The 13,031-nt window shown below is 65.8% G+C and carries 13 protein-coding genes; 11 read left to right on the top strand and 2 right to left on the bottom strand.

Annotated elements, in window-relative coordinates; translation table 11 throughout:
* Positions 1 to 71 precede the first annotated feature (71 nt).
* The 3 genes from AC0X69_RS08995 to AC0X69_RS08985 are packed head-to-tail and all read left to right on the top strand — an operon-like array spanning position 72 to position 2,776.
* On the top strand, positions 72 to 1,601 hold the full coding sequence (locus tag AC0X69_RS08995) for a phytoene desaturase (RefSeq protein ID WP_482613109.1): 1,530 nt from the start codon (positions 72 to 74) through the stop codon (positions 1,599 to 1,601).
* The gene (locus tag AC0X69_RS08990) at positions 1,582 to 2,619 is read left to right on the top strand and encodes a phytoene/squalene synthase family protein (RefSeq protein WP_482613108.1); all 1,038 of its coding nucleotides are present in this window, start codon (positions 1,582 to 1,584) and stop codon (positions 2,617 to 2,619) included. Before AC0X69_RS08995 ends, AC0X69_RS08990 begins: the two co-directional genes overlap by 20 nt.
* 13 nt (positions 2,620 to 2,632) lie before the next feature.
* Positions 2,633 to 2,776 carry a hypothetical protein gene (locus tag AC0X69_RS08985; protein ID WP_482613107.1) on the top strand — a complete coding sequence of 48 codons (144 nt, stop codon included), beginning with the start codon at positions 2,633 to 2,635 and terminating at the stop codon, positions 2,774 to 2,776.
* An 11-nt stretch (positions 2,777 to 2,787) separates the two neighbouring features.
* Here the strand turns inward: AC0X69_RS08985 and AC0X69_RS08980 are convergent, their stop codons facing one another.
* Together AC0X69_RS08980 and crtD are read right to left on the bottom strand one after the other, a co-directional pair.
* On the bottom strand, positions 2,788 to 3,618 hold the full coding sequence (locus AC0X69_RS08980; RefSeq protein ID WP_482613106.1) for a carotenoid 1,2-hydratase family protein: 831 nt from the start codon (positions 3,616 to 3,618) through the stop codon (positions 2,788 to 2,790).
* 20 nt (positions 3,619 to 3,638) lie between these two features.
* Positions 3,639 to 5,174: a 1-hydroxycarotenoid 3,4-desaturase CrtD gene (gene crtD, locus AC0X69_RS08975; protein WP_482613105.1), complete on the bottom strand. Its 1,536-nt coding sequence runs from the start codon at positions 5,172 to 5,174 to the stop codon at positions 3,639 to 3,641.
* A 118-nt stretch (positions 5,175 to 5,292) separates the two neighbouring features.
* Here crtD and AC0X69_RS08970 point away from each other — a divergent pair, with 118 nt between their 5' ends.
* The 8 genes from AC0X69_RS08970 to pufB all read left to right on the top strand — a co-directional run bounded on the left by AC0X69_RS08970 (position 5,293) and on the right by pufB (position 13,023).
* The gene (locus tag AC0X69_RS08970; protein ID WP_482613104.1) at positions 5,293 to 6,162 is read left to right on the top strand and encodes a polyprenyl synthetase family protein; all 870 of its coding nucleotides are present in this window, start codon (positions 5,293 to 5,295) and stop codon (positions 6,160 to 6,162) included.
* An 11-nt stretch (positions 6,163 to 6,173) separates the two neighbouring features.
* Positions 6,174 to 7,307: a methyltransferase gene (locus tag AC0X69_RS08965; RefSeq protein ID WP_482613103.1), complete on the top strand. Its 1,134-nt coding sequence runs from the start codon at positions 6,174 to 6,176 to the stop codon at positions 7,305 to 7,307.
* Positions 7,308 to 7,392: 85 nt separating this feature from the next.
* The gene (gene bchC / locus AC0X69_RS08960) at positions 7,393 to 8,331 is read left to right on the top strand and encodes a chlorophyll synthesis pathway protein BchC (RefSeq protein ID WP_482613337.1); all 939 of its coding nucleotides are present in this window, start codon (positions 7,393 to 7,395) and stop codon (positions 8,329 to 8,331) included.
* On the top strand, positions 8,328 to 9,344 hold the full coding sequence (locus tag AC0X69_RS08955; protein ID WP_482613102.1) for a chlorophyllide a reductase iron protein subunit X: 1,017 nt from the start codon (positions 8,328 to 8,330) through the stop codon (positions 9,342 to 9,344). Before bchC ends, AC0X69_RS08955 begins: the two co-directional genes overlap by 4 nt.
* 10 nt (positions 9,345 to 9,354) lie before the next feature.
* The gene (gene bchY, locus AC0X69_RS08950) at positions 9,355 to 10,965 is read left to right on the top strand and encodes a chlorophyllide a reductase subunit Y (protein ID WP_482613101.1); all 1,611 of its coding nucleotides are present in this window, start codon (positions 9,355 to 9,357) and stop codon (positions 10,963 to 10,965) included.
* On the top strand, positions 10,959 to 12,416 hold the full coding sequence (gene bchZ / locus AC0X69_RS08945) for a chlorophyllide a reductase subunit Z (RefSeq protein WP_482613100.1): 1,458 nt from the start codon (positions 10,959 to 10,961) through the stop codon (positions 12,414 to 12,416). The genes bchY and bchZ overlap by 7 nt, the downstream gene beginning before the upstream one ends.
* Before the next feature lie 52 nt (positions 12,417 to 12,468).
* Positions 12,469 to 12,735: a hypothetical protein gene (locus AC0X69_RS08940; RefSeq protein WP_482613099.1), complete on the top strand. Its 267-nt coding sequence runs from the start codon at positions 12,469 to 12,471 to the stop codon at positions 12,733 to 12,735.
* Between the two features lie 63 nt (positions 12,736 to 12,798).
* On the top strand, positions 12,799 to 13,023 hold the full coding sequence (gene pufB / locus AC0X69_RS08935; protein WP_482613098.1) for a light-harvesting antenna LH1, beta subunit: 225 nt from the start codon (positions 12,799 to 12,801) through the stop codon (positions 13,021 to 13,023).
* Positions 13,024 to 13,031 lie beyond the last annotated feature (8 nt).

Genomic DNA, 13,031 nt, shown 5'->3' with positions numbered 1-13,031 from the left:
CGGCCGCGGTCGGCGGACAGGCGGTTAGACTCTCCCTTGATCGTTCGCGCTGGTCGCGTTACTGTCTACTTATGTTGACACTGGCTGAGCGTCCCCGCTTTGCGGCGGCCTCCGGTAGGAAGCCGCGCGCCGTCGTGATCGGCAGCGGCTTTGGCGGGCTCGCAGCAGCCGTGAGGCTTGGCGCGCGCGGCTACAGCGTCACCGTTCTCGAGAAACGAGACGCGCCGGGCGGCCGCGCCTATGTCTATCGTCAAGATGGCTTTACGTTCGACGCCGGCCCGACAATCGTCACCGCGCCATTCCTCTTCGAGGAACTCTGGGCGCTGTGCGGGCGCGACATGGCCGACGACATCGAGTTGCGTCCGATGTCGCCCTTCTACCGCATCCGCTTCGCCGACGGCGCCTGCTTCAACTACAGCGGCGACATGGAGGCGATGCGCGCCGAAGTCGCGCGCTTCTCGCCGCAGGACGTCGATGGCTTTACGCGCTTCATGGACAAAAGCCGCGAGATCTGCCGCATCGGTTTCGAAGAACTTGGCGACGTTCCTTTCTCTTCGCCGTTCGATATGGCGCGGGTCGCCGGCGACCTCATCCGACTTCAAGGCTATCGCAGCGTCTACGCGCTTGTGTCGCAATTTTTACGCGACGAACGGCTGCGCACGGTCTTCAGCTTTCATCCGCTGCTCATCGGCGGCAACCCCTTCCGCGCCAGCGCGATCTATTGTCTGATCGCGGCGCTGGAGAAGCGCTGGGGCGTGCATTTCGCCATGGGCGGAACGGGCAGCCTGGTCAAAGGGCTTGTCGATCTCATTGAAAGCCAGGGCGGCGGGATTCGCTGCGACGCCGAGGTCGATTCGATCATCGTCGAAAATGGCGCCGCCAAGGGCGTGCGTCTCGCCTCGGGCGAGCGCATCGCCTCCGACATTGTCGTATCCAACGCCGATTCGGCCTGGACCTATCGTCACCTGCTGCATCCTTCCGAGCGGCGACGCTGGAGCGATCGCAAGCTCGAACGCGCCAGCTATTCGATGGGCCTCTTCCTCTGGTATTTCGGAACGCGGCGCAGATATGAAGACGTCGCGCATCACACGATTCTGCTCGGGCCGCGCTATCGCGAACTGCTCAAAGACATCTTCGAGCGCAAGACGCTCGCGGATGATTTCAGCCTCTATCTGCATCGACCGACGGCGACGGACGCGACGCTCGCGCCGCCCGGCTGCGATGCATTTTACGTGCTTTCGCCCGTGCCCAATCTCGAGGGTGGACAGGACTGGACGGCGCTCGCCGAGCGCTATCGCCGACGAATCGAAGACACCCTCCAAGCGACGATCTTGCCGGGCCTCGCTTCTGAAATCGTCACGTCGCGCATCGCGACTCCGCTGAATTTCGAAGCCGAACTCAACGCCTTCCGCGGCGCGGCCTTTGGGCTCGAGCCGATATTGTCGCAAAGCGCGTGGTTTCGTCCGCATAATGTGAGCGAGGACGTGCGCAATCTTTTTCTGGTCGGGGCGGGCACGCATCCCGGCGCCGGACTGCCGGGCGTTCTGTCGTCGGCGCGGATTCTCGACAAGGTGGCGCCCGATGCATCCGTCTTCGCCTGACGCCGCGCTCGCTGCGCGAGAGGATTACGTCGCCTGCCGAGAAGCGATCCGACAGGGTTCGCGTTCTTTCTTCGCGGCGTCGCTGTTATTGCCAGGCGAGGTGCGCACGCCGGCTTACGGGCTTTACGCCTTCTGCCGACTCTCTGATGACGCCGTCGATATCGAGGGCGGCTCCCCGGACGCAGTGGACCGGCTGCGCAAGCGACTGTCGCGCGCCTATGAGGGCGTTCCGCACCCCGTCGCCGCCGACCGCGCCATGGCGGATCTCGTTTGTCGCTACGCCATTCCTCGCGCTGTGCCTGAAGCGCTGCTCGAAGGCCTCGCCTGGGACGCCGAGGGGCGGCGTTATGAGACGCTCGACGAACTCCACGATTACGCCGCGCGCGTCGCCGGAGCCGTCGGCGTGATGATGACGCTGATCATGGGCGTGCGCGATCCGCAGACATTGGCGCGCGCCTGCGATCTCGGAAGCGCGATGCAACTCACCAATATTGCGCGCGACGTTGGCGAGGACGCGCGCGCCGGCCGGCTCTATCTGCCGCTCTGCTGGCTGCGCGAGGCGGGCGTTGATCCCGAGGCTTTCCTCGCGAACCCCGTGGCGACGCCGGCGCTCAAAAGCGTCGTGCGTCGGCTGCTGGGCGAAGCCGACGCGCTCTATCTGCGTGCGCGGCGCGGCATTGCGCGACTTCCTCTTTCCTGCCGGCCCGCCATTCTCGCCGCCGCGCTGCTATACGCCGAAATTGGCCGCGAACTCGACCTGCGCTACGGGCTCGACTCGGTGACGCGCCGTGCGCGCGTCGGTTCGGCGCGCAAACTCGCGCTGGTCGCGAAAGCCTGTGCGGCGTCGCCGCTGCTTTCGAGCGACTCGCAGACGCCGCCGCTCGAGGCCGCGACATTTTTGATCCAGGCGGTGGCGCGACATCCAGTTCGGCCGCGGCGCCCGAAAGCCGACGGCGTCGTCCCGCAATTCCTGCGCGTGCTCGAAATCTTCGAACGTCTCGAACGCGCTGAACGTTGAAGCGACTGGCGCGATGTCAGATGAATATTTCGGCGTGGTCGAGATGGTGTTTTCCTTCGGCCTGATCATCATTCTAGGCGTTTGGCAGCTCCTGTCGCTGGAGAAGGCAAGGAAGCGGCTGCGCGATGAGCAGTCAAAGGCGGACGACAAGCGTTGACTTCGCTTGGTTCAGGCGCGGCGCGGCATCCGGAACGGCAGCATCAGTCGCACGAGCGGATTCGCGAAGCGCTCGAGCGACAGGCTCTCGTTGACCCAGCGGATGGTTTCACCGCCAAACTTCGCCGAAACAAGCGAGCGGGAATAGAAGGGCGCATCCTCGAAGCTGCGTAGCGCCTGCGCTCTTCCATCATCGGCGCGCGTGCGGCGTTGAACGCGCCATTTCGTCGAAGGCAGCGGCGCGAGGGGCGGAGGATCGAGCGTCTCCAATTCGCCCGACCGATTGAAACGCAAGGCCAGCGACAGCGGCGCTTCGCGGCGTCGCTCGGCGTCGTAAAGGATGGCGGCGCGGTCTCCGAGATTGGCGCGCGACCAGGTCCAGAATGAAAAGCCCTTTTCGAGCGGTTCGTCGCCGGAATTCGTGTCGAAATAGCCGTGACCCTTCCAGCGCAGGTCGGGCGCATCGAGATCGAGCGAGACGCGCGCCATGGGGGCGATCGGCCGCCAGAGGTGGCGTCCGTGAGCTTCAAGCATGAACTCCTGCATGTTGATGGCGCAGGGCTCGAGGCGAATTTCGCCGCGGACAGGCTTCGGCAGCGGCGCCGCGATCTCATTGATGCGGATCGTCAGAACGCCGTTGCGCCATTCGAGCGAACTCGGTCCGATCAGCAGAACGTCGCGGGTGCGTTTCAGGCTCCTGCGGCCGCGCTCGGTCATCGCCCAGCGCGCGCCGCGGGGGCCATAGAGCGCGACATTGACGGCGCAATGGTTGAAGGGATCGGCCCAGCCTGACCAGGCGTAGTAGGGCGAGAAGACACTGCCGATGAAGGCGATGACGGTCACGCCATATTCGCCATCATCGCTCAGCGCGTCGACATACCACCAGCGATAGCCGCGCGGCGCGACCGGCGCGTCGAAGCAAGGTCCGCCATCAGGCTCTGCGCCGCGAGCCGACCCGAGATCGCCGCCATCGGCACGCCCGGTCCCGGATGCGCGCTGCCCCCCGCGAGATAAAGACCCGGGACTCGTGTGCGGGATCCCGGCCGCGTGAAGGACGCCATCCAACCGTGCGACGCCTGGCCGTAGATCGCCCCGCCAGACGCCGGAAACAGATTGGCGAAATCCTTCGGCGCCGTTCGCGTGATCGCTTCCGGCGAGGCTGTGATTTCGAGACCGCAGTCGGCGAGAAATCGAAAGGCCGTCTCCTCGCATTGGCGTAACTCCTCGGACGAGATGTCTCGCGCGCCGTCGGCTGCGGGCGCATTGACGAGCGCGAACAGCCTTTCGTCGTCGGGATGTGAATCCTCGTCGCCGCGATCCTGCGCGCAGACATAGATCGTCGGCGCGCGCGGCAGCCGTCGATCGCGAAAGACGTCTTCGAATTCGGCGCGATAGTCGCGCGAAAAGAACACATTGTGATGGACGAGCGGAAAGCCGCGCGTCCGCGCGCGCATCGCGAATGTCGCCGCCGACAGAGACGGCCGCGCGCGCGGCGCGCCGCTCAGCGCCGCCGTCGCCGGCGCGCCGAGAAGTCCGGCGCGCAATGCGGCGACGTCGCCGTTCATCACCACTGCGTCGGCGCTGATGACGTCGCCTTGGTCGGTCTCGACGCCAGCGGCGCGCCCGCCCTCGATGAGAATGCGTTTCGTGTGTCGTCCATAAAGGATCTTCGCGCCGCGGGCGCGCGCGAGATCGGCGAGAACAGCGGCGAGACGATGCATGCCGCCTTCGATGCGCCACACGCCGTCCATCTCGACATGCGCGACGAGCATCAGGGTCGCGGGCGCCTGAAAGGGCGAAGAGCCGCAATAGGTCGCGTAGCGCCCGAAGAGCTGTCGAAGGCGCGGATCGCTAAAATATTTGCCGAGTTCGTCCCACATCGACGCAAAGGGCGAGATGCGCGTGAGATTGGCGAGGCCTGATACGCCAGCATGGCGCACGAGATCGATCGGACTCGGCCGCTGCGCGAGAATGAAGGAATCGCGGAGCGTCTCGTAAATGCCGCGGGCGCGCGCGCAGAAGCGCGCGAAGCCTTCGGCTTCCGTCTTGCCGGCGAAGGCGTGGATGGCCTCGAAGCTGCGCGCCGGATCGGCGAAGAGATCTAGTCTTTCATTTGCGCTCCAGGCGTGGCGCGCGAGCGTCTCGAGGCGAAGCAGTTTCACGCAGTCGGAGAAATCGGCGCCGGCGTCGTCGAAGATCTGATCGAAGACCCAGCGCATCGTCATTACGGTCGGGCCGGCGTCGAGCAGCGCGCCGCCCGCCTCGACCTGCCGCATCTTGCCGCCGGGGGACTGCGCCCGTTCGAGCACGGTGACGTCGAAGCCGCGCGCCGAAAGCAGCAGCGCGGAAACGAGCCCGCCGATTCCAGCGCCGATGACGGCGATGCGATGCGTTGCCATGCGCTCATCCGAAAAGGCGCGCCTGCGCCCCTGAAAAGAGTTGATCTAACCTTCCCTCTATGTCAATCTAAATTGACACAAAGTAGAGCTACATAGATTTACATAACGGAGGCGGGCCATGCAGATTGCCGACCGTATCGAAGCGGCGCTCGACGAGGCCGTCGCGCTGGCGCAAGGCCCGGGGGCGCCGCCGCTGCTCGCGTCGGCCCTGCGCTACGCCGTCTTCCCGGCGGGCCACCGGATCCGACCGCAGCTCTGCCTCGCCGTCGCCGGCGCCTGCGGCGACAGTGACCCGGAGGCGGCCGACGCCGCCGCGTCGGCGATCGAGCTGCTGCATTGCGCCTCGCTCGTGCATGACGATCTGCCCTGCTTCGACGATTCGCCGCTGCGTCGCGGCAAGGCTTCGGTCCATGCCGAATATGGCGCTCCCATCGCCGTGCTGACCGGCGACGCGCTGATCGTCCACGCCTTCGCGACGCTGCGGACGGTGGCGGCGCGCGACCCGGCGCGGATGGCAGCGCTGCTCGGCATCGTCGCCGAAGCGGTCGGTTCGCCCAGCGGCATCGTCGCCGGACAGGCCTGGGAATGTGAAGTCGCCGTGCCGCTTACCGATTACCAGCGGGCAAAGACCGGCGCCTTGTTCGTCGCCGCGACCCGCGCCGGCGCGGCTGCGGCCGGCGCCGACGCGGAGCCCTGGCGCACGCTCGGCGAAAAGCTGGGCGAAGCCTATCAGGTCGCCGACGATCTGCGCGACGTGCTTTGCGACGCGGACGAACTCGGCAAGCCGATCGGCCAGGACGCTGTACGCCTTCGGCCCAACGCCGCGGCGCAGCTTGGCGTGGCCGGCGCCAAATCAAGGCTCGAGGAGCTGGTCAAGGCGGCCGTCAACTCCATTCCCGATTGCCCCGGAGCGCCCGAGCTGCGCATGCTGATCAAGGCGCAGACCGCGCTGTTCTTTCCCAAACAGCTCGCGCGCGAAGCGGCCTGAGCGGCGCGTCGATGTCAGCCGCCTCGCATCCGGTGCCCGGCGGCTTTGCGGCGTGGCGCGAACGCTGGCTCAACTGGCGTAACCGCCTCGTCGCGGACGCAGGGTTTCAGCGCTGGGCGGCGGTTTCGCCGTTCACGCGCTTTATCGCCCAGCGCCGCGCCAAGTCGCTTTTCGATCTCTGCGCCGGCTTCGTCTATTCGCAGATCTTGCTCGCCTGCGTGCGGCTGCGCCTCTTTGAGACGCTGGCGGCGGGCCCGCAGCACGTAAGCGACATAGCCGCGCGGCTCGCCCTTCCGCCCGAGGCCGCGCAGCGCCTGCTGCGCGCCGCGGCGTCGCTCAAGCTCGTGCGCGCGCTGCCGAACGACCGCTTTGCGCTCGACGACCTCGGCGCGTCGATGCTGGGCAATCCTTCCGTCGCCGCCTTCGTCGAACACCATACGCTGCTCTATGACGATCTGCGCGATCCGGTTGCGCTGCTGCGCGGCGAGACGACGACGCGGCTCGCGCAATTCTGGCCCTACGCCACCGGCCGATCCGGCGACGACGCGGCGTGGGGCGCCTATAGCGAGCTGATGGCGCGCTCGCAAAGGCTGATTGCCGAAGACGTGCTCGACGCCTATGCGCTTGACCGCCACCGATGTCTGCTCGATCTCGGCGGCGGCGAGGGCGCATTCCTCTCGGCCGTCGCGGCGCGCCATCCGGCGCTGCGGCTGCAGCTCTTCGACCTGCCGCCCGTCGCCGAGCGGGCGCGCCCCTTGCTCGCCTCGCAAGGGCTGTCGAGGGTCGAAATCCACGCCGGGAGCTTTCTCGAAGCGCCGCCGCCCACAGGCGCCGACATCGTGACGCTCATCCGCGTGCTGCATGATCACGACGACGAGAAGGCGCTCGCGGCGCTGCGCGCCGCCTACGCCGCGCTGCCGCCAGGCGGCGTGCTGCTCGTCGCCGAACCGATGGCGGAAACGCCGGGCGCCGAAGCGATCGGCGACGCCTATTTCGGCTTCTATCTGCTCGCCATGGGCAGCGGCCGACCCCGCCGACAAGGCGAAATGACGCAGCTTCTCCAATCGGCCGGTTTTGAACGCGTTCTCTTCCTCAAATCGCCGCGACCGCTCTTCGCCAGCGTGCTGACGGCGCGCCGAGTGTAATATTTACTTGACGCAATAATATGTCATTATAGACTGACGATCGCTCCAGAGTATGGCGCGGCGGGTGCGCGAAAGGTCGATGATGTTGGAAACGCTGGCCATCGTCCTTGAACAGCCCGGCCGGCTGGCGTTGAGCCGCTTGCCGCTCGATGCGCCCGGCGCCGACGACGTCGTCGTCGAAACCGCGTGGAGCGGAATCAGCACCGGCACCGAGCGGCTTCTCTATAGCGGGCGCATGCCCGACTTCCCCGGCATGGGTTATCCGCTCGTCCCCGGCTACGAGACAGTTGGCGAAATCGTCGAAGCTGGTCCCGAGAGCGGCTACAGCGTTGGTCAACGCGTCTTTGCGCCGGGCGCGACCTGCTATGGCGCCGTACGCGGACTGTTTGGCGGCGCCGCTTCGCATCTCGTCGTCAAAGGCTCACGCGTCGCCGCCATTCCCCGCGAACTCGGCGACAGCGGCGCGCTTCTCGCCCTCGCGGCGACCGCGCAGCACGCGCGCGGCGATGTCGCAACGCAAGGCGCAGAACTGATTGTTGGCCATGGCGTTCTTGGACGACTGCTCGCGCGTCTTTCCGTCGCCGCCGGGGGCGCGCCGACCGTATGGGAGCGCAATCCGCAACGCGCGGACGGCGCGGACGGCTATTCCGTCACCACGCCGGAGGAAGATCAGCGCCGCGACTACCGCGTCATTTATGACGTGAGCGGCGATGCGACGATCCTCGACGCTCTGATCGCGCATCTTGCGCCCGGCGGCGAAATTGTTCTCGCGGGTTTCTACGAGCGTCCTCTCGCCTTCGCTTTCCCGCCCGCCTTCATGCGCGAAGCGCGCCTGCGCGTCGCGGCTCAATGGCGCCCCGGCGATCTTGCGACGGTCATTCGTCTTGTCGAAGACGAGCGTCTTTCGCTCGACGGGCTGATCACGCACCGGCGCTCTGCGCGGCAGGCGGAGGACGCCTATCCGGTCGCCTTCGACGATCCGCGCTGTCTCAAGATGGTTCTCGATTGGAGAGCGGCAGCATGAATTACGCGCAAGGCTTCCTCACGGCCGCCGAACTCGCCAGTCCTCCCACGCATCTTCTGCGCGAGGAAGCCGCGATCGAGCCGGACCCCGCGCCGGAAACTGCGACGAAGGAAACGCAGATCATCGCGATCTATGGCAAGGGCGGCATCGGCAAGAGCTTCACGCTCGCCAATCTCTCCTACATGATGGCGCAGCAGGGAAAGAAAGTGCTGCTCATCGGCTGCGATCCGAAGAGCGACACGACATCGCTGCTCTTTGGCGGCCGCGCCTGCCCGACGATCATCGAAACCTCGACGAAGAAAAAGCTCGCCGGCGATCAGGTCGCGATCGGCGACGTGTGCTTCAAGCGCGACGGCGTCTTCGCGATGGAGCTCGGCGGGCCCGAAGTCGGACGCGGCTGCGGGGGACGCGGCATCATTCATGGGTTCGAGCTTCTGGAAAAGCTCGGGTTCCATGAATGGGGCTTCGATTACGTTCTGCTCGACTTTCTCGGCGACGTCGTGTGCGGCGGCTTCGGCCTGCCGATCGCGCGCGACATGTGCCAGAAGGTCATCGTCGTCGGCTCGAATGATCTGCAGTCGCTCTACGTCGCCAACAATGTCTGCTCCGCGGTGGAATATTTCCACAAACTCGGCGGCAATGTCGGCGTCGGCGGTCTCGTCATCAACAAGGACGACGGAACCGGCGAGGCGCAGGCCTTTGCGCAGGCCACGGGCATTCCGATCCTCGCGTCGATTCCCGCGGACGACGACATTCGCCGCAAGAGCGCGAATTACGAAATCATCGGCCGTCCGGACGGACGCTGGGGCGCGCTCTTCGCCGAACTTGCCGCCAATGTCGCCGACGCAAAGGCGAATCGTCCGTCGCCGCTGACGCAGGATGAACTGCTCGGGCTTTTTTCTGGCGACTCGGTCGGACGCGACGTCGTGCTCGAGCCTGCGACGCCCCAGGACATGAGTGGCGGCGCGGTGACGCAGAAGCCCTCCCTCGAAGTCGTCTACGAATCGATCTGAGAGGAAGAAGATGGACGATTTCGCCTCTCACCTGACATCTCAGTCGCCCGCGCTTCCCCTCGAGGGAGAAGATCGTTCGGCAAGCGCCCGCGCAGGCGCCGGCGATGTCTCGAACGGGGGAGGAGACGTCAATCTTGCGGCGACGCAGGCGGACGGTCTCGGCTGTCATGCAGGAAAAGACAGGCTGCGGTCAGCCGCGGAAGCCGCCGGCATGAGCGAAACGCTCGGCCAATATGCGAAGGACTATCCGCAAGGCCCGCATGATCAGCCGCAGAGCATGTGTCCCGCCTTCGGTTCGCTGCGCGTCGGCCTGCGCATGCGGCGCACGGCGATGGTGCTTTCAGGCTCTGCCTGCTGCGTCTACGGGCTCACCTTCACGTCGCACTTCTACGGCGCGAAGCGCACCGTCGGCTATGTCCCGTTCAATTCGGAGACGCTTGTCACCGGCAAATTGTTCGAGGACATCCGCGAGTCGGTTCACGCGCTCGCCAGGCCTGAGGATTACGACGCGATCGTCGTGATCAACCTCTGTGTGCCGACGGCGTCCGGCGTGCCGCTGCGTCTGCTGCCGAAAGAGATCAACGGCGTGCGCATCATCGGCATCGACGTGCCGGGCTTCGGCGTGCCGACTCACGCCGAAGCGAAAGACGTGCTCGCCGGCGCGATGCTGCGCTTCGCGCGGCTCGAGGCGGAGCGGGGCCCGGTTCAGGCGCCGCGCGCGCCGCGCGCCGACAAGCCGACAGTGTCATTGCTCGGCGAAATGTTCCCCGCCGATCCGATGCAGATCGGCGCGATGCTCGATCTGCTGGGGCTCGCCGCCGGTCCTGTGACGCCGACCCGCGAATGGCGCGAGCTCTACGGCGCATTGGACTGCGCCGCCGTCGCGGCGATCCACCCGTTCTACGCCTCCTGCGTGCGTGAATTTGAAGCTGCGGGGCGTAGCGTCATCGGCTCCGCGCCCGTAGGCCATGACGGAACGGCCGCCTGGCTCGACGCGATCGGCGGCGTTTGCAATGTCGCGCGCGGAACGATCGACGCGGCGAAAAATCGCTTGCTGCCGGCGATCAAGGCCGCCCTGTCGGCGACGCCGATCACGGGCCGCGTGACGCTTTCCGGCTATGAAGGCTCCGAGCTTCTCGTCGGACGCCTGCTTGTCGAATCCGGCGCCGATCTGCGTTATGTCGGCACGGCCTGTCCGCGCACGCGCTTTTCCGACGCTGATCGGGAATGGCTCGAGGCGAAGGGTGTGCATGTGCAGTTCCGCGCATCGCTCGAGCAGGATTTCGCCGCCTTCGACGAATTCAAGCCGGATCTCGCCATCGGCACGACGCCTGTCGTGCAGAAGGCGAAACAGAATTCGACGCCGGCGCTCTATTTCACCAATCTCATCTCAGCGCGTCCGTTGATGGGCGTCGCCGGCGCCGGTTCGCTTGCGAAAGTCATCAACACGGCGATCGCCAATCGCGCGCGCTTCGACGCGATGAATGACTTTTTCGAAGGCGTGGGGTCAGGATTCGCGGCGGGCATATGGCAGGACGTTCCGCGCGATCGTCCGGAGTTCCGCAAGAAGCAGCGCGCGAAACTGGCGGCGAAGCCCATCGAGGAGATGGGCGCATGCTAGTCCTCGACCACGATCGCGCCGGCGGCTACTGGGGCGCCGTCTATGTCTTCACGGCGATCAAAGGCCTGCAGGTCGTCATCGACGGTCCGGTAGGCTGCGAAAACCTCCCCGTGACGTCGGTGCTGCATTACACCGACGCGCTGCCGCCGCACGAGCTGCCGATCGTCGTCACCGGACTGGCGGAGGAGGAGCTCGGCCGTCATGGCACCGAGGGCGCGATGAAACGCGCCCATGCCACGCTCGATCCGGAATTGCCGAGCGTCGTCGTCACCGGCTCCATCGCCGAGATGGTCGGCGGCGGAGTGACGCCGGAAGGGACAGGTATCCAGCGCTTCTTGCCGCGCACGATCGATGAAGATCAGTGGCAGTGCGCCAACCGCGCCATGAGCTGGCTCTGGAGCGAATATGGCGTGAAGAAGGGCAGAGCGCCGAAGCGCAAGGAGCGCGCGGCCGGCGAGAAGCCGCGCGTCAACCTCATCGGCCCCTGCTATGGCGTGTTCAACATGCCGTCCGATCTCGCCGAGATGAAACGTCTCGTCGAAGGAATCGGCGCCGAGATCAACATGGTCTTTCCGCTCGGCAGCCATATCGCCGACACGCCGAAACTCGCCGACGCCGACGTCAACATCTGCTTGTATCGCGAATTCGGCCGCCAGCTGTGCGAGGCGCTGGATCGTCCGTATCTGCAGGCGCCGATCGGCCTGCACAGCACGACGAAATTCCTGCGCAGGCTCGGCGAAGAGCTGGGGCTGGATCCTGAGCCGTTCATCGAACGCGAGAAGCACACGACGATCAAGCCGCTGTGGGATTTATGGCGGTCGGTGACGCAGGACTTCTTCGGCACCGCCACTTTCGGCATCGTCGCGACCGACACCTATGCGCGCGGCGTGCGGCATTTCCTCGAAGACGAAATGGGTCTGCCCTGCGCCTTCGCCATCAGCCGGCGCCCGGGCGAGAAGACCGACAACGCCGCCGTGCGCGCAGCGGTCAAGAGCGCGGCGCCGCTCGTTCTCTTCGGTAGCTACAATGAGCGCATGTATGCGGCGGAAGCCGGCGGACGCTCGATCTATATCCCCGCGTCTTTTCCGGGAGCGATCATCCGGCGCCACGTCGGCACGCCCTTCATGGGATATTCGGGCGCCGTCTACCTCGTGCAGGAAGTCTGCAACGCGCTGTTTGACGCGCTCTTCAACATTCTGCCGCTCGGCACTGAACTCGACAAGGTCGACCCCACTCCGGCGCGTCTGCATCGCGAGATCGCCTGGGACGAATCCGCAAAGTCGATGCTCGACGAACTCGTCGAGGCGACGCCGGTGCTGGTGCGCATCTCCGCCGCGAAGCGGCTGCGCGACGCCGCTGAACGCGCGGCGCGCAGCGCCGGCGAAGACATGGTCACGGCGGCGCGCGTCGAAAGCGCCCGCGATCTGGCGATGGAGGGCCGCGGCGCATGATCCGGCGCGACCATCCCGCTCTGACGTTCGTTCCCGCATGGAAGGAGAAGCCATGAGTTCCGCGATCTACTCGACGAAAGGTCTTCGCGCGACGGAATTCAAATTCCAGCTGCTGCTCGGTCTGCTCTTCCCGATTCTTCTCGTGATGACGGCGGCGCAGCGTCTTCTCTTCCACGCGCGAGAGCACGGCGACGCCCCCCGGGCTTCGGTGATGGCCGAAGCGCGCGAGAACATGCTGACGGTGATCTCCTACGCCATGATTGCGCGCGCGATGTTGCAGAGCTTCGCCCGGGATAACCGGGCGGAACGCCTGTCGTGACTAAAAAGTCGCGATGCTTCCGCCGCGTAAGGCGTGCGCGGCAATCGTAACGGAGGTCAACATATGGCCATCGACAAAGAAAGGAGTTCTCTGTCGGGTCTGACAGAGGCAGAGGCTATCGAATTCCATAGCCTCTTCGTCAAGAGCTTCCTGATCTTCACCTTCATCGCGATCATCGCGCATGTGCTGGTGTGGTTCTGGCGGCCTTGGTTGCCGGGTCCCAAGGGCTACGCTCTGCTCGACGGCGTGACAAACGTCGCTCACGCGGCGCTGTCGCTCCTCGGCTGATAGGAGAT

The organism is Methylocystis sp. Uni0008, from assembly GCF_056838045.1.
Note: the sequence above shows the minus strand (reverse complement) of the source record. Positions and strands in the feature narration are given on the sequence as shown.